At 55.9% G+C, this 25,539-nt stretch carries 22 protein-coding genes, 1 tRNA gene and 2 pseudogenes; 16 read left to right on the top strand and 9 right to left on the bottom strand.

Translation table 11 applies throughout. The annotated features are described in order from the left end of the window. The first annotated feature begins 183 nt into the window (after window positions 1-183). Together AC1DFB_RS09945 and yghX are read left to right on the top strand one after the other, a co-directional pair. The gene (locus tag AC1DFB_RS09945) at window positions 184-1,347 is read left to right on the top strand and encodes an aminotransferase class V-fold PLP-dependent enzyme (RefSeq protein ID WP_170512642.1); all 1,164 of its coding nucleotides are present in this window, start codon (window positions 184-186) and stop codon (window positions 1,345-1,347) included. A 96-nt stretch (window positions 1,348-1,443) separates the two neighbouring features. Then, the gene (gene yghX, locus AC1DFB_RS09950; protein WP_480921172.1) at window positions 1,444-2,331 is read left to right on the top strand and encodes a YghX family hydrolase; all 888 of its coding nucleotides are present in this window, start codon (window positions 1,444-1,446) and stop codon (window positions 2,329-2,331) included. A gap of 482 nt (window positions 2,332-2,813) precedes the next feature. Here yghX and AC1DFB_RS09955 read toward each other — a convergent pair whose 3' ends face one another. Further along, a complete protein-coding gene (locus AC1DFB_RS09955) occupies window positions 2,814-3,737 on the bottom strand; it encodes a LysR family transcriptional regulator (protein ID WP_480921173.1) in 924 nt (307 codons plus the stop codon). Between the two features lie 100 nt (window positions 3,738-3,837). Between AC1DFB_RS09955 and AC1DFB_RS09960 the strand changes: the two genes are divergently transcribed. Together AC1DFB_RS09960 and AC1DFB_RS09965 are read left to right on the top strand one after the other, a co-directional pair. Beyond that, the gene (locus AC1DFB_RS09960; RefSeq protein ID WP_480921139.1) at window positions 3,838-4,062 is read left to right on the top strand and encodes a DUF1127 domain-containing protein; all 225 of its coding nucleotides are present in this window, start codon (window positions 3,838-3,840) and stop codon (window positions 4,060-4,062) included. Then, window positions 4,052-4,279, top strand: coding sequence for a DUF1127 domain-containing protein (locus AC1DFB_RS09965; RefSeq protein WP_480438755.1), 228 nt, complete (start codon window positions 4,052-4,054; stop codon window positions 4,277-4,279). Before AC1DFB_RS09960 ends, AC1DFB_RS09965 begins: the two co-directional genes overlap by 11 nt. 276 nt (window positions 4,280-4,555) lie before the next feature. Here AC1DFB_RS09965 and AC1DFB_RS09970 read toward each other — a convergent pair whose 3' ends face one another. The 3 genes from AC1DFB_RS09970 to AC1DFB_RS09980 all read right to left on the bottom strand — a co-directional run bounded on the left by AC1DFB_RS09970 (window position 4,556) and on the right by AC1DFB_RS09980 (window position 7,908). Next, window positions 4,556-4,834, bottom strand: coding sequence for a hypothetical protein (locus AC1DFB_RS09970; RefSeq protein ID WP_480921174.1), 279 nt, complete (start codon window positions 4,832-4,834; stop codon window positions 4,556-4,558). A 461-nt stretch (window positions 4,835-5,295) separates the two neighbouring features. Further along, window positions 5,296-6,690, bottom strand: coding sequence for an alpha/beta fold hydrolase (locus tag AC1DFB_RS09975; RefSeq protein WP_480921175.1), 1,395 nt, complete (start codon window positions 6,688-6,690; stop codon window positions 5,296-5,298). Between the two features lie 327 nt (window positions 6,691-7,017). Then, window positions 7,018-7,908 carry an AraC family transcriptional regulator gene (locus AC1DFB_RS09980; RefSeq protein ID WP_010442724.1) on the bottom strand — a complete coding sequence of 297 codons (891 nt, stop codon included), beginning with the start codon at window positions 7,906-7,908 and terminating at the stop codon, window positions 7,018-7,020. 161 nt (window positions 7,909-8,069) lie between these two features. On the opposite strand from AC1DFB_RS09980, the gene AC1DFB_RS09985 reads away from it, so the two are divergent. Further along, window positions 8,070-9,023 (top strand): SDR family oxidoreductase, encoded by a 954-nt coding sequence (locus AC1DFB_RS09985; RefSeq protein WP_480921176.1) that lies wholly within the window; start codon window positions 8,070-8,072, stop codon window positions 9,021-9,023. Window positions 9,024-9,289: 266 nt separating this feature from the next. On the opposite strand, the gene AC1DFB_RS09990 is transcribed toward AC1DFB_RS09985, so the two are convergent. The 4 genes from AC1DFB_RS09990 to AC1DFB_RS10005 form a co-directional block, all read right to left on the bottom strand. After that, entirely contained in the window at window positions 9,290-11,002 is a 1,713-nt protein-coding gene (locus AC1DFB_RS09990; RefSeq protein ID WP_480921177.1) for an adenylate/guanylate cyclase domain-containing protein, read from the bottom strand. A gap of 203 nt (window positions 11,003-11,205) precedes the next feature. Continuing rightward, a complete protein-coding gene (terL, locus tag AC1DFB_RS09995; protein WP_480921178.1) occupies window positions 11,206-12,696 on the bottom strand; it encodes a phage terminase large subunit in 1,491 nt (496 codons plus the stop codon). After that, a complete protein-coding gene (locus AC1DFB_RS10000) occupies window positions 12,677-13,126 on the bottom strand; it encodes a DUF5681 domain-containing protein (RefSeq protein ID WP_480921179.1) in 450 nt (149 codons plus the stop codon). Before AC1DFB_RS10000 ends, terL begins: the two co-directional genes overlap by 20 nt. Next, the gene (locus AC1DFB_RS10005) at window positions 13,119-14,513 is read right to left on the bottom strand and encodes a site-specific DNA-methyltransferase (RefSeq protein ID WP_480921180.1); all 1,395 of its coding nucleotides are present in this window, start codon (window positions 14,511-14,513) and stop codon (window positions 13,119-13,121) included. The genes AC1DFB_RS10000 and AC1DFB_RS10005 overlap by 8 nt, the downstream gene beginning before the upstream one ends. A 447-nt stretch (window positions 14,514-14,960) precedes the next feature. On the opposite strand from AC1DFB_RS10005, the gene AC1DFB_RS10010 reads away from it, so the two are divergent. Genes AC1DFB_RS10010 through AC1DFB_RS10020 form a run of 3 tightly spaced genes read left to right on the top strand, consistent with a single transcriptional unit; the run spans window position 14,961 to window position 17,280 of the window. Next, window positions 14,961-15,191, top strand: coding sequence for a DUF3489 domain-containing protein (locus AC1DFB_RS10010; RefSeq protein ID WP_170510836.1), 231 nt, complete (start codon window positions 14,961-14,963; stop codon window positions 15,189-15,191). Next, window positions 15,188-15,604: a DUF2924 domain-containing protein gene (locus tag AC1DFB_RS10015; protein WP_480921181.1), complete on the top strand. Its 417-nt coding sequence runs from the start codon at window positions 15,188-15,190 to the stop codon at window positions 15,602-15,604. Before AC1DFB_RS10010 ends, AC1DFB_RS10015 begins: the two co-directional genes overlap by 4 nt. Further along, on the top strand, window positions 15,601-17,280 hold the full coding sequence (locus AC1DFB_RS10020) for a recombinase family protein (protein WP_480921182.1): 1,680 nt from the start codon (window positions 15,601-15,603) through the stop codon (window positions 17,278-17,280). The genes AC1DFB_RS10015 and AC1DFB_RS10020 overlap by 4 nt, the downstream gene beginning before the upstream one ends. A gap of 375 nt (window positions 17,281-17,655) precedes the next feature. Here AC1DFB_RS10020 and AC1DFB_RS10025 read toward each other — a convergent pair. Then, window positions 17,656-17,745, bottom strand: a tRNA-Ser gene (locus tag AC1DFB_RS10025). Window positions 17,746-17,949: 204 nt separating this feature from the next. Between AC1DFB_RS10025 and AC1DFB_RS10030 the strand changes: the two genes are divergently transcribed. The 8 genes and pseudogenes from AC1DFB_RS10030 (at window position 17,950) to AC1DFB_RS10065 (ending at window position 25,533) form a co-directional block, all read left to right on the top strand. Next, window positions 17,950-19,263 carry an SPOR domain-containing protein gene (locus tag AC1DFB_RS10030; protein WP_480921183.1) on the top strand — a complete coding sequence of 438 codons (1,314 nt, stop codon included), beginning with the start codon at window positions 17,950-17,952 and terminating at the stop codon, window positions 19,261-19,263. 18 nt (window positions 19,264-19,281) lie between these two features. Next, window positions 19,282-20,448: a D-alanyl-D-alanine carboxypeptidase family protein gene (locus AC1DFB_RS10035; protein WP_480921184.1), complete on the top strand. Its 1,167-nt coding sequence runs from the start codon at window positions 19,282-19,284 to the stop codon at window positions 20,446-20,448. Continuing rightward, on the top strand, window positions 20,445-21,077 hold the full coding sequence (gene tmk, locus AC1DFB_RS10040; RefSeq protein ID WP_170403915.1) for a dTMP kinase: 633 nt from the start codon (window positions 20,445-20,447) through the stop codon (window positions 21,075-21,077). The genes AC1DFB_RS10035 and tmk overlap by 4 nt, the downstream gene beginning before the upstream one ends. Window position 21,078: 1 nt before the next feature. Further along, window positions 21,079-22,197: a DNA polymerase III subunit delta' gene (locus tag AC1DFB_RS10045; protein ID WP_170403918.1), complete on the top strand. Its 1,119-nt coding sequence runs from the start codon at window positions 21,079-21,081 to the stop codon at window positions 22,195-22,197. Further along, window positions 22,197-23,002: pseudogene (locus AC1DFB_RS10050) on the top strand (TatD family hydrolase). The gene AC1DFB_RS10045 and the pseudogene AC1DFB_RS10050 overlap by 1 nt, the downstream one beginning before the upstream one ends. Then, window positions 22,999-23,797, top strand: a pseudogene (locus tag AC1DFB_RS10055) (MBL fold metallo-hydrolase). Before AC1DFB_RS10050 ends, AC1DFB_RS10055 begins: the two co-directional pseudogenes overlap by 4 nt. Window positions 23,798-23,841: 44 nt before the next feature. After that, window positions 23,842-24,774, top strand: a complete 933-nt coding sequence (locus AC1DFB_RS10060) for an AEC family transporter (protein ID WP_170403928.1) — start codon at window positions 23,842-23,844, stop codon at window positions 24,772-24,774. A 72-nt stretch (window positions 24,775-24,846) separates the two neighbouring features. Continuing rightward, window positions 24,847-25,533, top strand: coding sequence for a CbiX/SirB N-terminal domain-containing protein (locus tag AC1DFB_RS10065; protein WP_480921185.1), 687 nt, complete (start codon window positions 24,847-24,849; stop codon window positions 25,531-25,533). Window positions 25,534-25,539: the final 6 nt, after the last annotated feature.

Consider the following 25,539-nt stretch of genomic DNA (forward strand, 5'->3'; position numbering starts at 1 on the left):
CCCGTACATCAGACAACAGTCGGCGGTACAACGATCCATTCTCCACCATCAGGTTCGCCTTCCCTTCCCTTCAAGTCTTATAAAACGCTTCACTTCACCGTTGACTGAATAATGAATTCATAATTAACTTTTGCAATAAGTAATAGCGCCTCTCTTTTGGCACCAGCGTAAGGATGAGTTCAAATGCGTCAGGCGGGCAGACATTTTTTGCAGATTCCAGGGCCGAGTGCTGTGCCAGAGCGCATCCTGAAAGCCATAAGCACGCAGACCATTGATCATCGAGGACCGGATTTTGCTGAAGTGGGGAACAAGGCCCTAAATGGCATAAAGACGATTTTCAGGACAAAACAGAACGTCTTTATCTATCCTTCATCCGGCACCGGCGCATGGGAAGCCGCACTTGTGAACACGGTTTCGCCTGGCGAAAAAGTTCTGATGTTCGAAACAGGGCATTTCGCCTTCATGTGGTGCAACTTGGCTGGAAAACTAGGGCTGCGACCAGAGCTGATTGAAGGAGATTGGCGTGGCGGCGCGGACCCCAATCAGATTGAAGACCGTCTACGTGCAGACGAGCAGCACGGCATCAAGGCGGTTTGCGTCGTCCACAACGAAACGTCAACCGGGTCAGTCACACCAATTGAGGAAGTGCGGAGGGCCATAGACGCAGCCAAGCACCCTGCACTTCTAATCGTGGACTCCATCTCCGGCCTTGCGTCGATTGATTTTCGGTTCGATGACTGGGGGGTCGATGTGTGTGTCTCCGGCTCGCAAAAGGGATTGATGTTACCGCCTGGTTTGAGCTTCAACGCCGTGAGCGATCGGGCTCTGAAACACTCACAATCCGTGACCACGCCGCGAAGTTACTGGGATTGGCAAGATATGGTCGGACCAAATCAGAAGGGGTTCTTTCCTTACACCCCCGGCACCAATCTTCTCTATGGATTAAATGAGGCCATCGACATGTTGCACGAGGAAGGGTTGGACAACGTTTTTGCCCGTCATGCCCGACACGGAGCCGCGACACGGGCTGCCGTGCGCGCCTGGGGTCTTGAGGTTTTGTGCACACATCAAGGTCAGGAATCGGGCGTCTTGACTGCGGTTAAGGTCCCAGAGGGTCACTCCGCCGATGCGTTTCGTGCTGCGGCGCTTGAGCACTATGACATCTCACTAGGAAATGGTCTGTCCAAGGTAGCCGACAAGGTATTCCGCATTGGTCATTTGGGCGACTTCAACGACCTAATGTTGATGGCCACCCTTTCTGGCGTAGAGATGGGGCTAGCCAAGAGCGGTATGCCACATAACGGAGGCGGCACTCAGGCTGCCTTGGAGCATCTCAAGGCTGCGTGACGTTGGACAGGGCTTTTAAAAAACCAAATAAAATCAAAATCTTCAGATCGAATACTACGTACCCTTCAGACTGCCAAACTCATTAGGAGATTGACCATGACTCGCATGACGGCAAAAGACTTCGACCAGGAACTACTGGACCTGTACGATTTTTACGCGCACGGCAAAATCACTAAGCGTCAGTTTCTGGATCGCGCAGGTAAGTTCGCGGTTGGCGGTTTATCTGCGGTCGCGTTGCTGAACATGCTCAGCCCGAACTATGCATTGGCCGAGCAGGTATCATTCAACGATCCCGATATCCATGCAGACCACATCACCTATCCCTCACCAAATGGAACCGGCGACGTACGGGGCTACCTTGTCCGGCCTGCTGGTGTGGATGAGCCGCTGCCAGCAGTGCTGGTGATCCACGAAAACCGCGGCCTTAATCCCTACATCGAAGATGTGGCGCGACGCTTGGCGAAAGCAGGCTTTATGGCTCTGGCTCCAGACGGTCTGACGTCGGTTGGCGGATACCCAGGCAACGATGCTGATGGGCGCGAGTTGCAAAAGACGGTCGATCGGGTCGAGCTGATGAATGATTTCTTCAATGGCTTTGAATACCTATTGAATCGAGAAGACTGCACCGGGAAGGTTGGCGCTGTGGGTTTCTGCTATGGCGGTGGTGTGGTCAGCGCAATTGCGGTGGCCTACCCGGAACTAGCGGCAGGCGTGCCGTTCTATGGCCGCCAGCCAGCAGCCGAAGATGTAGCCAAAATTCAGGCACCACTGCTGATTCAGATGGGGGAGCTTGATGAACGAATCAATGCAGGTTGGCCAGATTTTGAAGCTGCTCTTCAATCCAACGAAAAAGTCTACGAGGCCTACATCTACGAAAATGCTAACCACGGCTTTCATAACGACAGCACGCCACGATACGATGAATCGATGGCAAAATTAGCCTGGGACCGCACCATTGATTGGTTCAACACCTATCTGAGGTAATTGGTGCAAGCTACGAAGTCAGCCATGCGTTGATATCGCTTCCTGGCAATCCACGGTTCATCTTGGCCAAGCCCTCAGAGGCCCTAGAAATTTGACTTTCGCAGTCAGCGTGTCCGCGACCAGGTCTTGGCCTACTACCCCAACCATTGGGTGTTTTTTAGAGTCGAAACGATTGGAAAATATTGTCGAAGCGGATTTAGGTGAAGCGATCCATCGTTAGGTGTTCAGCTCATCTGTGGGTTAAGCGCACTATCACTTTAATGCCGCTGATAGCAGCCATTAATCATGTGTCCGGATAATGGCTCCTCTTAGGTTGAATTCATCAATTCTGCATCCTCCAACCGCTAATAGATTTTTGATCGAGGGGCCCAGTCAGTTTTCTTTCAATCTCTGCCGGGTTTTTAGACAGTCACAACAGATGGATTTGGATAAACTTGGACAACTGCGACCGTTTCTATACGTAGTTAGCCGTTCCTTTGGTCTTAATCAGAATCCCGAAACCGCCGCGCGAGATAATCAACGAACGCGCGGGTTTTTGGTGCCAGATTCCGCCTTTCGGCAAACATTACGACAATATCTGTGCTGGGTGGTGCATACTCAGGCATGACGTGGACAAGTTCGCCGGAGCTAAATTTAATGTTTGCCATATAGCAGGGCAGCCGTGCGATCCCGATGCCAGCCAGTACCGCTCGAAAAACGACATCGGTGCTGTTTCCCTCAAAACTGCCCGTTGCTTCAAATTTTTCGCCGACCTTTGGTTCGATACTGTTCCAAGCGTTCCGTTGGCTTCTTCCAGCAACTCTCAGGCAATTGTGTTCAGCCAACTCGGCAAAACTCGTCGGGGTTCCTGAACGCTCAAGGTATTCAGGTGAGGCGCATAGCACCCTGCGACTCTGCATAATGCGTCTGATGACCATATCTGGGTTCTTGCGTTGTTCAGCAAAGCAGATCGCCGCATCGAACCCTTCGCTCCGAAGATCAATCTCTCGGTCGGTCAAATCCAAGGACACATTAACTTCAGGGTTCTCTTCCATGAATTTCGGCAGAGCAGGGATCAGCTGTGCCTTACCAAAGGCAACCGTGGATGCGATTCTGAGCACTCCGCGTGGGATACCATCAAAGTTATGGATCATCGCCTCGGCTTCTTTGAATTTGTCAGCCATCGCTTTGCATTTTTCGTAGAACGCTTGGCCTTCCAACGTCGGGGAGATACCTGTTCTGGTGCGATTCAGTAGGCGGTAGTGCACCTGATCTTCAAGCAATCCGATCTGCTTGCTTACAGCCGAGGGGGTCTGCCCCATTGATCGTGCAGCCGCAGATATGCTTCCCTGCTCGACAACTGTCGTAAAGATTAGCATTTGCGCAGAAATATCCATGTCATGACCCTTGCTGTTCCAATCTGACATGGGGCCTATGCCAAATTGCCAAATTGTGAGCGCTACCAAACACACGTATCTCTGCATTGCAGCATAAATACTGCATTGCAGCAACGGACGAGGCAATATCATGGCAATTACTCGATCAAACAGCGGGCTGGATGTCATTTTCGAAGCTGGCCGCACGTTCTTTCATCAAAAAATAGACACGATGCGAAAGGCACAGGCCAATCGCAGGGTTTACCGCGCGACGTATTATGAGCTCTCGGTGCTATCTGACCGCGACTTAACAGATCTGGGTATTCCGCGCAGTAGCATCAAAAAACTTGCTATGGAGGCTGCATATGGCTGCTAACACCCAAACGGCTGGTACAGATCGTGGTCACGCCATCGCCCTATCAATCAGCTTCCTGGCGAGGATCGGAGCCACGGCAAATGCGGCCTTTAAGGCGCTTCAAACGGCCCGGATGCTCTCCACACTTTCGAATATGAACGACCATCAGCTCGCTCAGATCGGAATCTCGCGATCCGATATCCCGGAATATGCCGCGAAATTGATGGCTGACGAATAGAAAAGTAGACCCTCAGGATAGAAGATTGCACGAAATTTGCTGGTCCTCGCTCCTCCCAGAGTAAGCCAGCAAAAGCGGCGGCGAAAAAGCCAACAGGGAGCGCCAACGCACGGGCCAGCACTTTCAACTCCTCCCGAAAGTGCTGGCTCGATACCTTGAGCTGAATTTGCAAGACCAGAGCTAGAACGATTTACAGGTGAAAAACCGCAATCCGCACTACAGACCGCAGGACAACAGGCTTTGCCTCGCCTTCACCGAACACCTATTCTATCGGGATTAAATCGCGGAATAACCCAGCCTTGAAAGAGCACCGGCCACAGCCGGTTCTGTTGGATCCATTCTTCCTTCACATGCCCATTTTTTGATGCAGATTTCAGTGTCCTTTGGTCTTTCAAACTCGCCGTCTTTAGCCAAAATCACCACAGCGGCTTCACACGCGGAAAGTCCCATGGCCTCACACACGCCCATCGCGTAAAGCTGGTCATCTCTTTCCTGAACTGCTGAAGAAACTTTCATGGCAGAAAGCGCAATATCTACGCTGACTGCATACACCATAGTATTCCAACGCCTTTTCCAACTCAGAACCATGTAACACAATGAATTTAATGCGCTTTCATTTGGCGATTATTAATTGATCATTACGTCTTCTTAAGCCTCTTAGTTGGCCGAGTTTTTTAGCAGCATTTGTGTTGAGGCGGACTTGGCAAACAAATTCGTTGCATCTTTGTTAGGCAGCTTTGTCCGCGTTGCAGTCATTCACCACAACTTGCTTGAACGTCTACTTTCGCGGAAGCTGCAAAGGATGTGGAGCGATTAAATCGCGGTGCGCATCCCAAACGCGATGATCCGCATTCGATCCATGAACAAAGACGACCGGCTCTCCCTCGCCGTCTTGGGCGTAGGAGAGCCTGACTGCATTTATCGCAACTCTGTGTTCCATTAATCTGGCGAAGTACTCTTGCTGCATTTGTTTTGAGAGAAATTGCGCCAGACCCGAAGGCACTTGGAGCAATAATTCAGCTGTGTTCAGCCAAGAAAGCCAAGGCGTCCCTCTCAAAACGTGGCCATTCCGGGTCGTTTTCCGGGATGGTATGGTTGGAGCTTTCGTAGGCGATGAACCTCGCGTTGGGTAATCCCTTTGCAAACAACCGTCCTTGTTCGACCGGCTGCATCCTGTCACTGGTCCCATGACAAACAAGGCACGGCACCTCGACCTTGGACAATATCGGTGAGATATCGATGTTATCAATCACGCCGCGATACCGCCCCATGTTTTCGGGTGAAATCATCTTGCGCATATCTTCGGCATATTGCCGCCGTTCTTCTTGGCTCGCGCCCGGCACGATGATTTGCGCCATTAAATCACGCAGAGACGGATAATCATCATCCCACCCGGCAGTCATCATTTGCTTAATTGCGTTGGCGCGTTCCACATCTTTTTGTGACGTTCTTTTTGCCCGACCAATGGGGAACCCACCTATCATTACGATTGCAGACACGCGGTCAGGTCGGCGCGCTGCGAAGGCGGCTGCCACTGCGGACCCTTGCGATATCGCAAGGATCGGTGCGCGCTTGATACCCGCCGCGTCGAAAACGGTTTCCAAGTCATCAACGAACCGTTCGAACGTGCAAATTTCTGCATCCCAGTCAGATAGACCGTTGAGCCTGGCATCAAAACGGACCAAACGATGTCGTTGAGCGATAGAAGTGTAAATTGGAGCTTTCGCCGGATTGCGCCAGTCAAGTTCCAAGTGTCCAATCCAACTTGGCGCCTTTACAACCGGAGAACCGTCCCCAACTGAGCTCCAGGCCAGACTAATGTTGTCGTCAGTTCTGCAATAACGAATTTCCTGTGTTTTCGCGAAGTTAGCGCGCGATTTGGACACATGTTCATCGGTGAAGTTGAACGACAGCACTTCGATCGGCTGTTCAATGCCTTTGAACGTATGTAGTCCTTCCCGGCGCAATCGTTTGGCATAATCCGCTCCGGCAAGATCACAAAGTACCTTTGAGGCCAGAATGCCCCCGGGTACGGCTGCCGATTGGAGCCGCGCAGCGATGTTGACGCCGTCTCCGAAGATATCGTCGCCATCGACGATGACGTCGCCGACATGCAAACCCGCTCTAAGCTGGATACGTTCCGGAACCAAATAGGGATGGTCTGGCTCTCTTAGCTCGATTTGGATCGCAATTGCCGCTTCTAGGGCGTTTCCGGCCGACGGAAATTCAATCAATGCTCCGTCGCCCAACAGTTTGACCACCCGGCCAGACTTTTGCTCAACGATCGGCGTTACCAAATCGCGGTACAAGGTGTTCAGTGTTTTGAGAAGTAGCTTGGAGCCGCCCTGCATCATCCGACTGAAGCCGACGACATCGAGAGACACGATTGCAGCAAGACGGCGTTGACTCATGGCTACTTCCCGCAAGTTGGCTCGAAAACACTACCACGTTCTTAGTTTGTTAGAACCGGCAACTTGCCTAATACCTGAAAACTTGCAGTGGAATGATCGGTAACTAAGATCTCGAATTGACCAAAGACCGTGGAAGCGATCATTCAAAAGGTATGCCTACCCGTTTTTTTTAGGGAATGGCGGGTTTGTCCGCATTGGAAACGTTCAAGCAAGTTGCAGCGAACACCCGAGTTACGGGACAAACCCGTCATTCGGTACAACGCACCTATTGACCGTAGCACCACCTCAACCGGACATTCGTCTCAAACGTAAGCTCACTGTTGCACCCTAGGCCATTCGTTCGGGCCCCTGCGCCGCATGGCTCCATTGCCGGGGCGACTGGCCGTACATCCGTTTGAACTCCCGGCTGAACTGAGACGCGCTTTGATAGCCTACGTCCCATGCCGCTTCCGACACGGTCTTTCCTTCGGCAATCTTCATGGCGGCGTTGTTCAGCCGCATAGATTTCACGAACTGTATTGGAGACATTGTCGTGGCTTCTTTGAAACGCCGATGGAAGACCGCCCGGCTCATGCCGACGTGGTCGGCCATATCGTCGATGGTGACCTGTTCATTCAAGTGGTTTGAGACGTAGTCGATGGTGCGCGCGATTTCGTTGCCGACGCCAAAGGCTCGTCTTGCGGAGGCCCCGGCCTCGCCCATGAGCACCGCGTAACACAACTCGCGCATTCGCCCCTGCCCGAGCACCTCCAGATCAACCGGATTGTCGAGCAGATCGAGAAGCCGCAGCAGTGCCTGCGTGAAACCACTATCCCAGGACGCCAATGCCAAAGCCGATGGCGCGCCATCCCGCAATTGTTTGTTGCCACCAGCGGCGGCCTCGATTTCCATGGTGAGCTCGCGCATCATCCGTGGCTCCAGCGTAATCACCACGCCGAGCAGAGGATCGTCCTTGGACGCCAATGGCGTGCCCGCCTCCACCGGTAAAGTCATGGGGCACAGCAGGTATTTGTCGCTGCCATAGACGTGGTGCTCACCCTCCAGAACAGCTTCCTTGCTGCCACTGAGAATAGCCACCACCGTGGGCTCGTAGACAGCAGGCACGCAGGGCATGGCCTCGGTCACCCGGAAAAGCTGGACGCCTTTCAACGCGGTATCGACGAGGCCTGCCTTTGGCAGACGTCGCTCGATAAGGTCTTTGATCTGGTCTTTGTTCATGCACTCTAGCTGGCAGAGGACTTTCATCTTTGCAATGGGGCTGAGACGATTGGGCAAGTAATGGAGAGTATATCGCCTGTTTTCGCGCCCAGTCAGGTTCTATCTGTGCATTCAAGCAACAACACCTTAAACCGCCAGCTTGGGCTGGCAGGAGACAGAAAATGGCAGATACGACATTCGGACCCAAAGGCTGGACACCCGAGCGCCTCGGCGACCAGTCAGGCAAGACCTACATCATCACTGGCGCCAACGCTGGCGCAGGCTTTCAAGCCGCGCGCATTCTTCTGAAGAAGAACGCCAAGGTGGTGATGCTGAACCGCTCGGCCGAGAAATCCGAGGCGGCAATCGCGGACCTGAGACAGGAATTCGACGCGAAAGCCGACGTGAGCTTCGTCCGCACGGAACTATCGGTTTTGGACAGTGTGCGCGAGGCTGCCGAAGAAGTTCTGAAGACGGTGCCTCGGATCGACGCGCTTATCAACAACGCGGCCATCGCGCAGGTGCCGACGCGCAAGCTGACCGTCGACGGGTTCGAAAGCCAGCTTGGCACCAACCATTACGGACATTTTCTGCTCAATGGTCTGCTCTTTGACCGCATCGCAGAAAGCAAAGGCCGGATCGTGGTCGTCGCCAGCCTCGGCTACAACATGGGTCTCAAGACCATCAAGTTCGACGACATGAACTGGGATGAGGGCTACGGAGCGAACACCGCCTATTCGCAGAGCAAGCTGGCGCAGATGATGTTTGCTTACGAGCTGCAGGACCGGCTGGCCGCTGCAGGGCGCAGAGAAGTCGAGGTCTTCGTCTGTCATCCCGGCTCATCAGCCACATCGCTCATAACCACCAGCGGCAGCCGCACGATGCGGTTCATCTGGTGGCTGATGACCAAGACGCCGATGGTACAGACTGCGGAACAGGGCTCATACCCAGAGGTCATGTGCGCGACAGAAGAGGCCCTCACCGAGCAAAGGGCGCTCTACGGCCCGACGGGCCGAATGGAAGCGGTCGGCCCGGTCGGCAAGGGCACACTGAACGCTCACGCCTATGACAAAGCTGTCACGACACGGCTTTGGGAGGAGTCTGAAAAAGCTGTTGGGTTCGAGTGGAAACTCTGACCACTTGATTGAAGTCAGCTTCCAGCGCACCAGTTCAGAGAGCGGACATTGGTTCGCTGTGCAGCATATGGGAGGTTTGGGCTCAGAACAGCCGTTCGCTGCGTTCTGTATGGATGACCGTTTTGCGGACAGTAAGGATTTTGAGTGTGGCAAAATGTAAAAAGACTCTACTGCGGGGATTCAGTTTTCTTGGTTTCAAATTTATGAGGTTTCGCTAACTTCGCGTGGAGTGGCGTTAATCTATGTTCACCAACTATACCAGTCACCTATTGCGGTAACCCTGCTTTTAACCAACCTTCACGCCAATTGTTCGCACAAGATGGAACAGTGAATATTGGTAATTGAGTCTGCGCCGAGGTTACGGTCAGCCCTGGGCGCAACGCCTGAAGATCTGCAACCGCTTCGCGAGCCGCATCACCATCGGTGAGGTGGCCCAGAGCAGCGATCAGCATGAGATGACTCATTACGAAGTTTGAACGCACAGATAAGGCATTTCGGCAAGCCTTAACGGATTCTTCATAGCGCCCAAGATGGAATAGTGCACTTGCTTGAGCGAGATAGGCAGCATGGCGCAATGGATCGTGCGGGCTGAAGTCCACAGATTGAGTTGCGTGGCTGAGTGCCTCCTCGGGGCGATTCAGCAGAAACAGGTTGATGGACGCCAGCATGTGAACCGTTGCGGCGTTTGGGTTCTGCTCGAGAGCTTGTTTAAACGCAACACGCGCGCGTGGTAAATCCCGCGCCAGCATTGAGATTGAATGCGCAGCATACGCCAGTGCGATCCCGTCTGCACGATCGCTAAGTAGCACCCGTTCGGCTGCTTTTACGGCCTCCTTCGGCCCTTCGCCAATAGGCTCAAGCCCTTGGACCATGCGTTGAATATGCAACCAAGCCAACAAACCTGATGCGGACGCATATTCCGGGTCGCGACCCAGTGCGAGAGTCGTCAGCCGTATGGCCTCTCGATTGTCTTCATCCGTCAATAGATGGAAGTGCGATTGCGCTCGCAGGTAAAGTTCATAGGCTTCCAAATTATCCGTGGGTTTCGCGCGCGCGCGGTTTGTTTCGGCGTGCCGTAGCGATGGCTCAATCGCTGTAACGACTTCCAGCGTGACTTTGTCTTGAAGGTCGAAAATATCATCAAGTACGCCGTCAAAGCGTTCTGCCCAGAGATGACTGCCGTTTTCCGCATCAATCAACTGCCCAGTAATGCGGACGCGTTGACCTGCTCGTCTGACCGAGCCCTCGAGAACATAGCGCACTCCAAGTATGCGACCAACTTCGCGAATATCCGTGCTTTTGCCTTTAAAAGAGAAGGACGAATTTCGGGCCACGACCATCAACCAGCGGAAACGAGACAACTCTGTGATGATGTCTTCTGTGATTCCGTCCGCAAAGAATTCCTGTTCGGGATCATCAGACATATTGTCGAATGGAAGCACTGCAATCCCAGGTCTAGCATCCGTTTTTTGCGATAGGTTGGCTGAAGTGCCTTTAGGCCAGCACCAAACACCAATGCGGCGCGTGATGTTTTTGAGTTCCGTCTGCTCACCGCCGTCGAACTTGGATGCGTCGCCTCGGTCAAGACTGTTGTGAGATGTATCCGACAACAATACCTGATCTGGCTCGGCCATTGATTCGAGACGAGCGGCGATATTTATTCCATCACCAAAAATGTCGTCGCCTTCGGTGACAACCTCGCCGGTATGAATGCCAATTCGAAGCTTGATACTGTCTGGTTTCTGAGCAGACTGTATTGCAATAGCGCAATCTGCAGCGTCTGATGTGGACTTAAACTCGGCGATCCAACCATCGCCCAAGCTTTTGATCATTGTCCCGCCATGGGCTTTCAGAAGCAATTGGAGCGTATCTTCACGAAATGATCGGAGCGCACTAATCGTACCTTCCCGGTCATAATCCATCAGTGCTGAGTAGCCGACAATGTCCGCCGCAAGCACCGTCGTAAGACGTCTGTCCATTCGTTCCCCCTGTTTTAAGGAACTTAACGCGACACTCGACTTCTGTCAGCCCGACAAGGTCGCCTTTTAACGTCACCTTTTGGGCTCAGCGCAGACATTCGCTGCAGTAAGCCCTAACGGCAGCTTCGCGCTTCATCGCAGACGTTCGAGGTCGAAGATTTGATATACAACCCCAGGTCGCTGGAAAGCGCCCTCGCGTGGTGTCAGAACCGCATGCGATCTTCCCTTCTTGGTCGTTCGGGTCGATAGTTGCCTTGGCGGCGGCCTGTGTAAGGATCTGTATCGAGATATGTCCCTTGGCTTCGACGCATGTATTCAGCGAACTGGGTCAGAGCATCCACCTGATCATCTTTGAGAGCGTCGGGAAACGCCAGCAGTTCCCTGCGGAACTCATCAAACCAGGGCTTGTCGGTGGGGATGACTAACTTGCCAGATTTAATCCAGTCGGTCTGTGGGATGAAGCGGTCCAGCTTGCTAGTGACAACGTTGACGGGCATGTAGACACCTGCTGCAGTGCGCTTCAATTCATCCAGAAGGTGGATACCCATCGCCGAGGACTCGATCAGCACCCGGTCCACACGCCACTGTTTGCGCAATCGAAGAACAGCGTTCCGCACCTGCGTATAGTTCGTTCGAGCACGAAAGACGTCGAGTAGATACCATCTCTCTTCATACGCATGCCAACCAAAGGTCAGCCCCACTGTAAAGTCAGAACGCGGACCATCCTTCGCCGCTGTATCCCAGCTCTGGACCCGCCGGACGAACACGCTTTCGTCCGGCAAGGTTTCCACCAGATGCAAATCGGACATTGAGAGAAATTCGTTTTCTCCATCCGTGGGGTTCTGTTGATACTGTGCCTGGAAGGCAAAATTGCCTATGTCGGCCTTGATCCGATCAAGAACCTCCTGCGGTTCCCGCTCTGGGTTCAACAAGTCTCCTGGCCGACGCTTCAGCACCCGGTTGTTGTAGAGCGGGATCTCTTCCGGGATCTCCGCGATAGACGGCAGGCACAAATGGTTAAATGTGTCCTTTTCCAAGAGGTAGGCGGAAAAGTCATCCGGGTGCAGACGCTGCTGGATCGAGACAATGCGATCGGTGCGCTTGTCGTTAAGCCGCGAGAACAGGGTCTGGTCGAAGAAGTCACGCAACTCCTGCCGGTACGTATCGTGACGCATTTCAGAGGGTTTACCCAGATCGTCGATGATAATGAGGTTTGCACCGAAGCCGGTGATACCACCGCCAAGAGAGACAGATTTGCGCCCGCCTCCTTTAGTGGTTTTCATATGTTCGAACCGGTTGTGTTTGGGATCGACCTTCATCTTTGGAAACAAGCGCTGGTAGAATGGGCTGGTCACCAGCCGTCGAAACTGTTCGGCATGTTCGCGCGCCAGATCTTTGCCGTAACTGACAACAACCACTTTCTTTGTCGGATCGCGTCCAAGCTCAAAGGCCGGCAGCAAAACAGATCCACAGATCGATTTCAGATGGCGAGGGGCAATCGAGATCATCAACCGTTGGCACTCACCGGAGGCCACGCGCTGAAGGGCATAACACATAGCCTCCAGGTAAGGGGCCCGGGCAAGCCTCTCACCCGGACACAAGATACCAAAACAGCCTGCAAGGAATGCGTAGAGGTTTTCACGCATCGCAGCCTCTGCCAGCCTTTTGCGATCATCAGAATTCAGGGCATTCATCGTCGATGCCTCCCTGGATGCTTGCAAAAAGCTGATCCGGATCGCTGCCAAACATATCTGCCAGCACTTCCAGGGCGGCCAGGTCTGAACCGGGGTCGGCCGCAGTTGCACCTTCGCCACCCGCCAACTCTGCGGCGCGCGCCTCCTGAACCGCGGGCAACAGTTTCAGAACCCGGTCAATCGAACGCATCTCGCCTTTAACTGCCCCATTCACCAGCTGGCGCAGGATTGCTTCCAGCATCGTGACCTCGCGGCGTGACCCGTTTTCGGTGATCGGGATTTTCCGAAAGAAGACCTCCTCAAGCATCGACCCGACATTCTTCGAGGCTTTCGGCCGCCCTTTCGGATTGCCGGATCGGCCTTTCTTGAATTGGGTCGCTTTGGGCGGTTTGCCGTAGCCTACCTCATAGTCTTTAGCGTCGTCAGACATCACCCACCTCCTGTTCTGAAGTGGTGTCGTTGGCCGCGGAACGCGCATCGAATGTGTGGCCTGTCACCGAATGCACGGCGCTCTCACCGGTCATCTTCTGCCAACGGCGGATGGCGACATCGACATAGGCCGGATCGAGCTCAATCAAGCGCGCCTGGCGTCCTGTTTTCTCTGACGCCAGCAAGGTCGCGCCAGAACCGCCAAAAGTATCCAGCACAACATCACCGCGGTGGCTCACATCCATGATGGCATCTGCAACCAGGGCTGTCGGCTTCACCGTGGGATGATCAGCGAGATCCGCTTCACGCCCTGCCCCAAAGCTGTTCACTCCGGCATAATCCCAGACATTGGTGCGGTTGCGCCCGTGTTTGCCCAGCTCGACATTGTTGATATGCGCAGCACCGGGCTTCTTAAAGATTGCGACCAACTCGTGCTTGGAGCGGTAAAGGCTGCCCATGCCTCCGTTTGTCTTGTTCCAGACGCAGAGATTGATGAGGTCCAATCCACCTGCCTTGCCCGCCGCAATCAACTCTTCAATGTGACGCCAGTCCATGCAGATCATCGCGAGGCCACCGTCCGGCAAGCAGTCAAACAGCCGTTTGTTCACGTCCGAGAGAATGCTGCGGAACTCACTGTCCGACATTTCTCCTGACGCCATGGCAAACTCGCGATGATCGCCACCGGTGCCACAGCGTACATGCCCATTGACCGGCACGTTATAAGGCGGATCGGTGAAGACCATCTGCGGGCTCTCGCCTTCCAGCAAGGTGTCGTAGCTCTGGGCTTGCAGGGCATCCCCGCAGAAGATGCGGTGATCTCCGAGAACCCAGAGGTCGCCCGGCTCCGTGACTACGGGTGCCGCAGGGTCCGGCGTCTCAACAGTTTCTGCTTCAGTCTCCGTGGCCTCGCCCGCACTATCGATGATGATGTCGATTTCCGGTGTTTCGAACCCGGTGATGTCCAGATCAAAGTCCAGCTCGCCATCAAGGCTGAGGTCCATCAGCTCGGCAAATTCGATCTGCAACGCCGCTTCGTTCCAGTCCGACAATTCCGCCAGCTTATTGTCCGCAATGCGCAGAGCGCGCACTTCCGCTTCTGACAAGTGATCCGCGACAACAGTCGGCACGGACATCAACCCCAGGGCCTTAGCGGCCTCATAGCGGCCATGACCCGCGATGATGGTACCTTCAGCATCCACGAGGATCGGAGTGACAAAGCCAAACTGGGCCACCGATGCCTTCAATTTGTCGACATTCTTGGCCGCGTGCACGCGGTTGTTGTTGGCGTAGGGCTTGATCTGGCTGATCTGGGATTGGATAACTTTTTCGGCCATCCAGATAGGCGTATTGGACGCCTGAACGTCGCTGTGTGTGTTTTTGTCAGGCATAACCGCCTCCTTTTGCGTGACGCCGCGCGGACGTCGAGATGGAGGGATCGCGTTGGAAAAACGGAGAGAGCACAAATCGCAACTCCCCGGACCAATCGATCCGAGACGTTGCTCCTTTGAATGCTCTCTGCGGAAACCTGTGTTTCCAATGAGTGCTGCCTGCGGGAGCAGTTTCCCGCCCTGATAGTCCGGGCGATTAGGTCGAATGTAGGTGCCATCAATACGAGACGCAACCCCCAAACTAAAAGTAACCAATTAAGATTGTTGACGAATAATCGGGGGTACGGCAACGTCGCACTTCAAAACACACGCCTCCAGTAGTCGTTTCAGAAAGAGCTGGACTGTTGCCGTAAACCACGCATCACTGAACCTACGCCCGAGCCATTCGGGCGCTCCTCGGTACCGGGGTTCGGCATCTCGCTGACCCAAGATCAGAGGAGACAGTTCATGTCCAAACGGAAGCAAACCAAAATTGACAAGGTTCAAGCTTTGTTGCGTCGCCCGAGCGGCGCCAGCCTTGAGGCGCTCTGCAAAGCAACGAGGTGGCAGCCTCATTCGGTCCGAGCGGCTCTAAGCGGCCTGCGGAAAAAAGGCGTCACAATTGAAAGGCGGACATCCGACAAACCAGATGGTTCATCCACCTATCACCTGACGGTGGGAACAGGAGAAGAGTCATGACCAAGACTAGCGATGTTGCCGATCTGGCCGTCATGGGACGATCGGATCTGGTCACGCTTTGGCAGCAACTGTTTGATCAACCCGCCCCCGCCATGCTCAGCCAAACCTTTCTGCGCCGCTTTATCGCCTTTGAGACGCAGTCCCGCCGTCATGGCGGGCTACCCCGGCAAATCAAAGCCACGCTAGAAAAGGGCTCTGGGAAGAAACCCCGGCCTACATGCCCCGCCCTAAAACCCGGTGGGCGCTTGCTGCGTGAGTGGAATGGCGTGACACATGTAGTCGACGCCACAGAGGACGGTTTCACTTGGAACGGTCGGTCCTATCGCTCGCTCTCCGCCATCGCCAGGGAGATTACCGGCGCGCATTGGTCAGGGCCGCGTTTCTTTGGGCTCACCGGCAAGGCGGCCAAATGAGCCCGCGCCGTAAAATCCGATGCGCCATCTACACGCGCAAGTCCTCAGAAGATGGTCTGGACCAGGACTTCAATTCACTAGATGCGCAACATGAAGCCTGCGCGGCCTATGTCGCCAGCCAGCGACATGAAGGCTGGACCCTACTGCCCGGGCGCTACGATGACGGTGGCCTGTCGGGCGGCACCCTAGAGCGTCCCGCCCTTCAGCGCCTTCTTGAAGAGATCGATGCCGGGCGTATTGACATGGTGGTGGTTTACAAGATTGACCGGCTGACCCGGTCGCTTGCCGACTTCTCGAAGCTGGTCGAACGGCTGGAACAGGCGAACTGTTCCTTTGTCTCGGTTACACAGGCCTTCAACACCTCTTCGTCCATGGGCCGGTTGACCCTGAACGTGCTGTTGTCCTTCGCTCAGTTTGAACGGGAGGTCACCGCCGAACGTATTCGTGACAAGATTGCAGCGTCTAAGAAAAAGGGGCTTTGGATGGGTGGCAACCTGCCTCTCGGCTATGACCGCCACCCCGATCCAAAAGCAAGAACGCTGGTGATAAATGAACAGGAGGCCAGAACGGTCCGGCATCTCTTTAATTTGTATGACGAACTGGGGTGCCTGCGCAAAGTAGAAGAGCGGGCAACAGCAGAAGACCTGAGGTCAAAACGGGTTGTTCGGGCGGATGGCAGCGTGAAACGGGATTGTCTGCTGTCACGCGGTCAGATCTATTATCTGCTGCGAAACCCGGTTTATCTCGGAAAAATTCGCCACAAGGATAAGATCTGGGGCGGACAACATCCAGCGATCATCGACCAGGACATCTGGGACCGGGTGCAAGAGAAGATGCGGCAGGCCTCTAATCGTACCCGGGCACGCGGCGGCTCCGATACGCGTCAACACTCCAATGACCCCGGCGCCTGGCTCACCGGTCTGCTGCAGGACGAAACTGGTGATCGGTTGACGCCAACCCACACCACGCGCGCAGGCCGACGGTTGCGCTACTACATCTCCAATCGACTGATCTCGGGCGGCAAGGATACCTCCGGCTGGCGACTGCCCGGCCCTGCGCTGGAGCACGCAGTCATTGATGTCATCGTTAGACATCTGCAAGACGCCGCCGCCGCGCATCACGTGCTGGCGCAGCCGGAGGCCGGGTTAGCGGAGGCGGTTCAGACTTCAGTTGCGGATTTAGTAACCCGGCTTCAACGCCAAGGCGGTCAGGTCGGCGCTGCTCTTCTGACCAAAGGCAAAATTGCACGAGGACAGATCGACCTCGAATTGAGCCCCAAAACTCTGGCAAGCGCATTTGGCATGGCTGCGGACCATCTGCACCCGGATCTCATACACATCACCGCATCTTTCGATCTGCGCCGCCGCGGCGTCGAGGCCAAGGTTATCGCCGGAGACATGGCACCCCAACCTGATCCCCACCTCCGGTCCATGCTGATCCGCGCCCATGGCTGGGCGCGCGATCTAAAAGCCGGAGTTCAACTGATGGAGATCGCACGCCGCGAAAGCGTCCCCGGCGCCTTCCTCCGCACCCGCGCCCAGCTCGCCTTTCTCTCCCCGACGATTCAGGCCGCGATTCTCGACGGCACCCAGCCGCCCGAACTCACACTCAAGCGTCTGGTCAGCGTGACCCACCCACTTGATTGGTCCGAACAGGAACGCCAGTTCGGCTTTTGATAGCTTCAGATCCTGCGTCCCTGATACGGGGTTCGCCCTCCCTGATCCGTCGGAACAATTCCCTGTTCCCACGAGAAAACTCCCTGTTCCATGATTTAGGGAATTTGCAGCCTAAGCTATTGGAAAAAATAGAGTTGTGACATCTGAAATGTCGGGTTCCAGACTTGGTTTGCAGAAATTCCCTGTAAATTGCCGGGTATCAGGGAAATCCAGCCCAAAGCGACCCCGCCAAAATGCGGCACTGAGACTGCGGCCGGAATTGTCCTCTGAATGTACAGTCCGCTCCGTCTCTGATCGAAAGCGCATGCGCCAACGCACGGGAATTGCGGCACAACTCCGGGTCAGAAAATACAACTGAAGTGAGACAGGTATGAGTGGCGGGGAGACAGGGATTCGAACCCTGGGAACGCTCTCACGTTCAACGGTTTTCAAGACCGCCGCATTCGACCACTCTGCCACCTCCCCGCGTGAGGCTGGGTCTATGACGAGTTGAGCGCGGTGGCAAGCCATAAAGCGGGAAATCTTGCCGAAGCGAATGTAGCAGTCTTTCCATGGCCCGATGCCCGCGCTATGATCTGCGGGAAAGACCGCACAAGACTGGCAACAAGAACCAGCAATGACGCGGTGGGGCGCGGCCGGAATGGCCTTGTCAGGCAAGGGATTGAGAAAATGGAGCGAGCTACGGGCACACGCTTTGGGCCACAACGGCTGGCAATTTTGGTCGTGACCATGGCAGCATTGGCTGGATGCGAAGAAGGGCTACTTACAACAGAGGACCCGCCTGAGGATACGGCCGCCGAAGATGCGGACAACACGAACCGGTTCGAACTGTTCCCCGAGGCTGCCGCGACCAATCAGCGCGATGTTGAAGCCCCCGAGGTTTTTCAGGTCACCGAAGCAGGGTTGTGGGACGGGCGGCCATCGTTGGGTGGTATCTGGGTGGCGCACCCTGATGTGACTCAACCCGAGCGGGTGCTGATCAAGAATACAGCCAACAACAAATCGGTAACGGGTGCCCTGTTCCGCCGTGAGCGGAATTTGCCGGGACCCGCGCTGCAGGTCTCGTCATCCGCTGCCGAGCAATTGGGAATGCTGGCTGGTGCTCCAACCAGGGTGCAGGTTGTCGCATTGCGACGTGAGGCTATCGAAGAACCCCCTGCACCTGTCGCCGCGGAACCTGTCGAAGAGACAGATAGTGCGGAGAGTTCGGAAACAACCGACACCGCAGAAGCGTCAGAAACGGGCGCTGCTGAAAAGCCTCAAAAGCGGAAATGGTGGCAGAAAAAGCCAAGCACCGAAGCAGCGACCGGAGCTGCGGTCGTTGCCGGGGCTGCCGTTGTTGCATCGTCGGATGAAGATGCGCCCAGTGCAGAAGCCCCGACCAATGCAGAAGCTCTGACCAGTGAATTGGCCGCGAATGAGGCCCCAGCCCCAGAGAAACCGGCCAAACGCAAATGGTGGCAGAAAAAGCCAAGCGACGAGACTGCAGTCGCAGCAGCTGGCGCAGCAACCGCAGCGGCTGCCGAGACCGAATCCCCTTCGTCAGAAACACAGACGGCAGCATTGTCGGATCCCGAACTGACGGCACCGGCTGAAAAACCGGCCAAGCGCAAGTGGTGGCAAAAGAAAGACCCTATCGCAATCACCGAAACGCCTCTGGACCCGATTGCCGGAGCAGCAGCGGCCATCGAGGCCTCTGAACCAACGGCGGCGGCACCAGCGACGGCGAGTGCTGCGACGACAAGTGGGTTGGCAAAACCTTTTGTTCAGGCGGGCACATTCAGCGTAGAATCCAACGCCAAGAGCGCGGCGGACAAGATCCGGCGCAATGGCATGGCTGCCGAAGTCATGGAACTGAAAAGCGAGGACAAGTCGGTCTGGCGCGTTTTGGTTGGACCCGTTGCAACCCGCGCGGAACGCCGGGCGATGTTGAACGATGTGAAAGACCTTGGGTTTACCGATGCTTTCACGGCGAAGAACTGATCAAACAGGAGGCCCATGATGCTTTCCGCTTTGCGATCCACCACACTGGCCCTCGGGTTGGCGCTGTTGGCACTGCCCGCCCATGCCTTCGACACCACCGCGCGTGCGGCTTATGTGATGGACCAGAAAACCGGCACTGTGCTGTTGTCTAAAGACGCCGATCAGCCTCTGCCTCCAGCGTCCATGTCGAAACTCATGACGCTTTATGTGGCGTTTGAGGCCTTGCGCGATGGCCGTTTGACGCTGGACGAAACTTTGCCCGTCTCGGAACATGCAATGAGCTATGGCGGCTCGACCATGTTCCTGAACACGCAGGATCGTGTCCGGGTCGAGGATCTTTTGCGCGGGATCATCGTGCTTTCGGGCAATGACGCCTGTGTCGTGATCGCCGAAGCGCTCAGCCCCGACGGAAGCGAAGCCGGATTCGCCCGTTTCATGACTCAGCGGGCGCAGCAGATGGGCATGAACAACTCGAACTTTGCCAATTCCAACGGCTGGCCTGCTGCTGGGCACATGATGTCAGTGCACGATCTGGCAGTTCTGGCCGACCGGCTGATCACCGATTTCCCCGAGTACTATCCCCTGTTTGCCGAAGAAGAGTTCGAATTCGATGGCCGCGCGCCCTCGAACGCGCGGAACCGCAATCCGCTGCTGAAGCTGGATATCGGGGCCGATGGCCTCAAGACTGGCCATACCCAAGAGGCAGGATATGGTTTGGTCGGTTCTGCCAAACAAGGCGACCGACGGGTTGTCTTTGTTCTTTCAGGGCTCGACAGCACTGCCAAGCGCGCAGAGGAGGCTGAGGCCGTGGTTAACTGGTCGTTTCGAAATTTTGTCGAGAGGACAGTTGCCAAATCAGAAGAACCGGTAGCCCAGGCCAAGCTTTGGATGGGGGCGGAAAAGACTGTGGGATTGGTGCCCGAGGGTGATCTGACCTTGCTGTTCCCCGTTTTGGGCGACAAGGAGATCAAGGCCGAGGTTGTCTATGACGGCCCCATCAACGCACCGGTCAGCAAAGGCCAGCAATTGGCCGAGCTTGTGATCCAACCCGAGGGATTGCCCGAAATCCGCCGCCCGCTGGTTGCGGAAAAGGATGTTCCCTTGGGCGGGTTTGTCGTGCGTATGTTGACCGTGGGTGGCATCGTTCTGAAAGAAGTGATCAACACCCCGCTGGAGCAAATGTGACAGCGCGCGGAACGTTTCTGACCTTCGAAGGCATTGACGGATCAGGCAAGTCCACGCAGGCGCGCCTGCTGGCCGAGCACTTGCGGCATCAAGGCCGCGACGTCGTTCTGACGCGCGAGCCCGGCGGATCGGACGGGGCAGAAGAAATTCGCAGCCTTGTGCTGCAGGGTGATCCGGACCGCTGGTCGGCCGAGACCGAGATCCTGCTGTTCACCGCTGCCCGGCGCGATCATCTTGAGCGCACGATTGAACCCGCGTTGGCAGAGGGCAAGGTTGTGATCTGCGATCGCTTTGCCGACAGTACCCGGATGTATCAAGGTCTGTCGCGCGGCGATCTGCGGGGTTTGGTGGATCAGTTGCACAGCTTGATGATCCGGCGAGAGCCAGATATGACCTTGCTGATCGATATGGACCCGGAAACCGGTCTGTTGCGCGCCAAAGGTCGTCAGGGCACCGAAGAACGATTCGAAGATTTCGGTTTGGATCTTCAACAACAGATGCGGGCAGGTTTTCTGGGTCTGGCCCAAGAATTCTCTGACCGTTTCCACGTGGTCGACGGCAATCGGGACATGGACAGCGTTGCGCGGGATGTGACAGATATTGTCATGGCGTCCCTGCAATTGAGCTGACATGAGCGACGATATCCAAACACCGGATCAGGCCCCTGGTGCCCCGCATCCGCGCGAAACTCTCAAGCTGTTCGGACAGGATGCGGCCCAAGAGGCGTTTTTAACCGCGTATAACTCGGACCGGCTGCACCACGGCTGGTTGCTAACGGGGCCGCGCGGCGTGGGCAAGGCTACCCTTGCCTGGCGCATTGCACAGTTTTTGTTGGCCACACCTCCGGCAGATGAAGGCGGGTTGTTTGGTGCCCCTCCTGCGCCTGAGACGTTGGACATCGACCCGGGCCACCCTGTCGCACACCGTATCCAGGCGGGGGCCGAGCCCGGCCTTGCCGCAATCACCCGGTCCGTCAACGATCAGGGACGGTTGCGCAACGAAATTGTTGTCGATGACATCCGCAAACTGGGCAAGTTCTTCGGCCTGTCCTCTGCCGATGGTGGTCGCCGGGTTGTTATCGTCGATTCAGCGGATGAAATGAATGTCAGCGCCGCCAATGCGCTGCTGAAAATGCTCGAAGAACCCCCAGCGCGCACGACGCTGCTGCTGGTTTCACACCAACCTTCGCGCCTGCTGCCGACCATCCGTTCGCGTTGCCGCACGCTGCGGCTTTCACCCCTTGGCGCAGATGACATGCAGGCCGCGCTAGCGCAGACCGGCACAGAAATCCCTAGTCGGGCCGAGCATCTGGCAGCCCTCGCCGCCGGTTCAGTGGGTGATGCCGTCCGCTTGATCAATCTCGGCGGGCTAGAGCTTTATGCCGAGCTGATTGCAATTCTGGGCTCCCTTCCCCGGCTCGACCGCCAGCGCGCCCTGAAACTGGCAGAAGCGGCAGCTCAGCGGGGGGCTGCCGAACGGTTTGATCTGCTGCTTTCACTGATCGACGTTGCGCTCTCGCGTTTGGCGCTGACAGGTGCAAAAGGTGCCGCCTCCATACCCGAGGCCGCCCCGAATGAGGCTGAAACTCTGTCGCGCCTCTCTAACTCGCAGCACAAGGCCCGCCAATGGGCGGAGGTCGCCGCGCTCATCACGGCGCGCGCGCGGCATGGGCAGGCGGTGAACCTTGACCCTGCCTCGCTTGTCCTAGATACGGTGTTCAAGATACAGGAAACCGCCGGTCACAGCTGATGAGCCTCACCCCCGAAATTACCGACAGCCACTGCCATCTGGATTTCCCTGATTTCGACGGTCAGTTGGATGAAATCGTAGCACGCGCTGCCGAGGCTGGCGTGACCCGCATGGTGACCATCTGCACCCGGCTGCGCAACGAACCCGCTGTGCGCGCCATCGCCGAGGCTCACGCCCCAGTCTTCTACGCTGCAGGCACCCACCCGATGAGCGCCGCTGATGAGCCGATGGCCACGGTCGATGAGCTGGTCGCATTGGCTAAGCATCCCAAGTTCGTGGGCATTGGGGAAAGCGGGCTTGATTATCACTACACGGCCGAGTCGGCAGATGTTCAGAAACAATCGCTGCGCATCCATATCGAGGCCGCCCAGCGCACTGGCCTGCCATTGATCATCCACGCGCGCGCTGCTGATGACGACATGGCCCGCATTCTGACCGAAGAGCATCGTAATACGCCCTATTCCTGTGTCATGCATTGCTTTTCTTCGTCGGCAGAACTGGCCCGGGCCGCGCTTGATCTGGGCTTTTACCTGTCCATGTCCGGCATCGCGGCCTTCCCAAGAAGCCAGGAACTGCGCGATATCTTCGCTTCGGCACCTGTTGACCGAATTCTGGTCGAAACCGATGCGCCCTATCTTGCCCCCCACCTCATCGTGGCAAACGGAATGAGCCCGCCTATACGGCACACACCGCCCGTAAAGGGGCTGAGGTCTTCGGATTGGATTACGCCGATTTCGCCGCACAAACGCAGGCCAATTTTGACCGGCTCTTCACCAAAGCCGCCACATACAAGGCGGCTGCATGAGCGAGCTGCGCCTGACAATCCTGGGCTGCGGGTCATCCGGTGGCGTCCCCCGTCTCGGGGGGCATTGGGGCGATTGTGATCCGGAAAACCCGAAAAACCAGCGTCGGCGATGCTCGTTACTGGTCGAACGGGACGGGCCGGATGGCACTACTTCGGTTCTGATCGACACCTCACCGGATATGCGTAGCCAATTGCTGGACACCGGGACTGGGCGATTGGATGGTGTCGTCTATACGCATTCCCACGCGGACCACATGAATGGGATCGACGATCTGCGGATGATCGTTTTCAATATGAAAACCCGCGTCCCCGTCTGGGCCGATGGTGACACGCAGAACGATCTGCTCAGCCGGTTTGGCTATGCCTTCGTTCAGCCCGAGGGATCGCCCTATCCGCCCATACTCGACCTCAAGACAATCAATGGGCCGTTCGAAATTCCCGGCCCAGGCGGCAAGATCCCGCTTCGGCCATTTCGCGTGAACCACGGATCGATTGATGCGCTTGGCTTCAGAATGGGAAACATCGTCTATCTGCCTGATGTAGCAGAGCTTTATGATGAGAGCATGACTGAACTGGCAGAATCTGGACTGCATGATTATTGATGCTCTGCGTCGTTCCCCGCATCCGACACATGCCCATCTGGAAAAGACGCTGGAGTGGATCGACCAATTGAAACCAAAACGCGCCGTTTTGACCAACATGCATATCGATCTGGATTATGCGACGGTCGATGCGGAAACACCGGATCATATAACGCCTGCCTATGATGGCATGGTGATCCGGCACGCCCTGTAAGGCATGCTGCTGCACGCGCTTACGATACCCCGTATGGCGCCGCCATGTTACAAAGCCTGATTGATGTCATCCTGCCGGTGTTTCTGGTCATCGGTGCCGGATACACGGCGACGAGGTTCGGCTATTTTCGCGAAACCCATATCGATGGGTTAATGAGTTTCACGCAGAACTTTGCCATTCCCTGCCTACTGTTTCTCGCCATTGCCAATCTCGATCTCGGCACCAGCTTCGATCCTCGGCTTTTGGTCAGTTTCTATTCAGCAGCTGGTCTGTGTTTTGTCGCTGGTATGATCGGTGCGCGCCTGATCTTCGGACGAGCGTGGGAGGATTCGGTTGCTATTGGATTTTGCTGTCTGTTTTCAAACTCGGTCCTCTTGGGGTTGCCTATTACCGAGCGCGCCTATGGGGTCGAAAATCTAGTTGGCAACTTCACAATCATCGCGTTCCACTCACCCTTTTGCTATTGCCTCGGCATCACGGTGATGGAGGTGCTTCGAAACCGCGGCAACGGCGGAGTGCGGATGTTGAAATCCGTGCTGTCGGCCATGTTCAAGAATGCACTCATTCTTGGGATCTCGTTGGGGTTTGTCGTAAACCTCACTGGACTGGCCATACCCGGAGTTGTGGACGAAGCCTTGAACCTGATCACCCGCGCGGCCTTGCCCGGTGCCCTGTTCGCGCTGGGGGGCGTGCTGGTTAAGTACCGACCCGAGGGCGATCTTCGTACCATTATTTTCGTCTGCTGTATCTCATTGATGCTGCACCCGAGCCTGGTTTGGTTCTTCGGGTCATCTCTGGCGTTGCCGCAAGATCTGTTCCGCTCGGGCGTTCTTACCGCAGCGATGGCGCCGGGGATCAATAGCTACATCTTCGCGAACATGTACGGACATGCCAAACGTGTGGCCGCGTCGTCAGTTCTGATCGGAACAACCGCGTCAATATTGACGGTCTGGTTGTGGCTGACCCTCTTGGGATGACGAAATTGCCAACACCGCATTGACTCTGCCCACCAGCAATACATCTATCGCAGAACCTATCCGGAGCCCTGCATGACACACGCCGTTATCGTCGCCCATGGCCAACCCTCGGACCCTGCACCTGCAGAATCTGCGCTAGCAGCCTTTGCGCGAGAGGTAGATGAGTTATGTCAACGGGTTTCGGTATCGTCGGCCACATTGGCAGCCCCGCAGGCGTTGGAAAATTGCCTTGATGGATTGACCAGCGACACGGTTATCTACCCCTTATTCATGGCGCGCGGCTGGTTTGTCACCAGCGCTCTGCCAAAGCGGATTGGCCAGCGTTCTGTCACGATTCTGGACCCCATGGGTATCGATCCCGAACTGCCTGCCCTGATTACAGCGGCCATACATCAGGAACTGACGCACAGGGTTTGGAGCGCGGCGGACACAGATCTTGTGATCGCTGCACATGGCTCGGGCCGCAGCGCCAATCCGGCCATTGTCGCAAAGGGTTTCGCCGAGAAACTGGGTCGGCTTACCGCGTTCAATAGCATTCACACCGGGTTCGTTGAACAACCCCCATCAATTGCGGATGCCGCCGCCGAGTGCGGAAGCAAAGCGCTGTGCTTGCCGTTCTTTGCCTGCACCGGAGGCCATGTCTTGGAAGATGTGCCCGAGGAGCTGGCCCGTGCCAGTTTTGCTGGCCACATTATGCCGGTGATTTCAGAGCTGCCTCAGGTCAAACGGCACATCGCGGCGGTTCTGGACGCTCGCTAGCGCACC

It is taken from the genome of Ruegeria sp. S84 (assembly GCF_056583445.1).

Coding starts and splice junctions, on each gene's coding strand:
- AC1DFB_RS09945 (WP_170512642.1), top strand. CDS start 184: ATGCGTCAGGCGGGCAGACATTTTTTGCAGATTCCAGGGCCGAGTGCT.
- yghX (WP_480921172.1), top strand. CDS start 1,444: ATGACTCGCATGACGGCAAAAGACTTCGACCAGGAACTACTGGACCTG.
- AC1DFB_RS09955 (WP_480921173.1), bottom strand. CDS start 3,737: ATGTCAGATTGGAACAGCAAGGGTCATGACATGGATATTTCTGCGCAA.
- AC1DFB_RS09960 (WP_480921139.1), top strand. CDS start 3,838: ATGGCAATTACTCGATCAAACAGCGGGCTGGATGTCATTTTCGAAGCT.
- AC1DFB_RS09965 (WP_480438755.1), top strand. CDS start 4,052: ATGGCTGCTAACACCCAAACGGCTGGTACAGATCGTGGTCACGCCATC.
- AC1DFB_RS09970 (WP_480921174.1), bottom strand. CDS start 4,834: ATGGTGTATGCAGTCAGCGTAGATATTGCGCTTTCTGCCATGAAAGTT.
- AC1DFB_RS09975 (WP_480921175.1), bottom strand. CDS start 6,690: ATGAGTCAACGCCGTCTTGCTGCAATCGTGTCTCTCGATGTCGTCGGC.
- AC1DFB_RS09980 (WP_010442724.1), bottom strand. CDS start 7,908: ATGAACAAAGACCAGATCAAAGACCTTATCGAGCGACGTCTGCCAAAG.
- AC1DFB_RS09985 (WP_480921176.1), top strand. CDS start 8,070: ATGGCAGATACGACATTCGGACCCAAAGGCTGGACACCCGAGCGCCTC.
- AC1DFB_RS09990 (WP_480921177.1), bottom strand. CDS start 11,002: ATGGACAGACGTCTTACGACGGTGCTTGCGGCGGACATTGTCGGCTAC.
- terL (WP_480921178.1), bottom strand. CDS start 12,696: ATGAATGCCCTGAATTCTGATGATCGCAAAAGGCTGGCAGAGGCTGCG.
- AC1DFB_RS10000 (WP_480921179.1), bottom strand. CDS start 13,126: ATGTCTGACGACGCTAAAGACTATGAGGTAGGCTACGGCAAACCGCCC.
- AC1DFB_RS10005 (WP_480921180.1), bottom strand. CDS start 14,513: ATGCCTGACAAAAACACACACAGCGACGTTCAGGCGTCCAATACGCCT.
- AC1DFB_RS10010 (WP_170510836.1), top strand. CDS start 14,961: ATGTCCAAACGGAAGCAAACCAAAATTGACAAGGTTCAAGCTTTGTTG.
- AC1DFB_RS10015 (WP_480921181.1), top strand. CDS start 15,188: ATGACCAAGACTAGCGATGTTGCCGATCTGGCCGTCATGGGACGATCG.
- AC1DFB_RS10020 (WP_480921182.1), top strand. CDS start 15,601: ATGAGCCCGCGCCGTAAAATCCGATGCGCCATCTACACGCGCAAGTCC.
- AC1DFB_RS10030 (WP_480921183.1), top strand. CDS start 17,950: ATGGAGCGAGCTACGGGCACACGCTTTGGGCCACAACGGCTGGCAATT.
- AC1DFB_RS10035 (WP_480921184.1), top strand. CDS start 19,282: ATGCTTTCCGCTTTGCGATCCACCACACTGGCCCTCGGGTTGGCGCTG.
- AC1DFB_RS10045 (WP_170403918.1), top strand. CDS start 21,079: ATGAGCGACGATATCCAAACACCGGATCAGGCCCCTGGTGCCCCGCAT.
- AC1DFB_RS10060 (WP_170403928.1), top strand. CDS start 23,842: ATGTTACAAAGCCTGATTGATGTCATCCTGCCGGTGTTTCTGGTCATC.
- AC1DFB_RS10065 (WP_480921185.1), top strand. CDS start 24,847: ATGACACACGCCGTTATCGTCGCCCATGGCCAACCCTCGGACCCTGCA.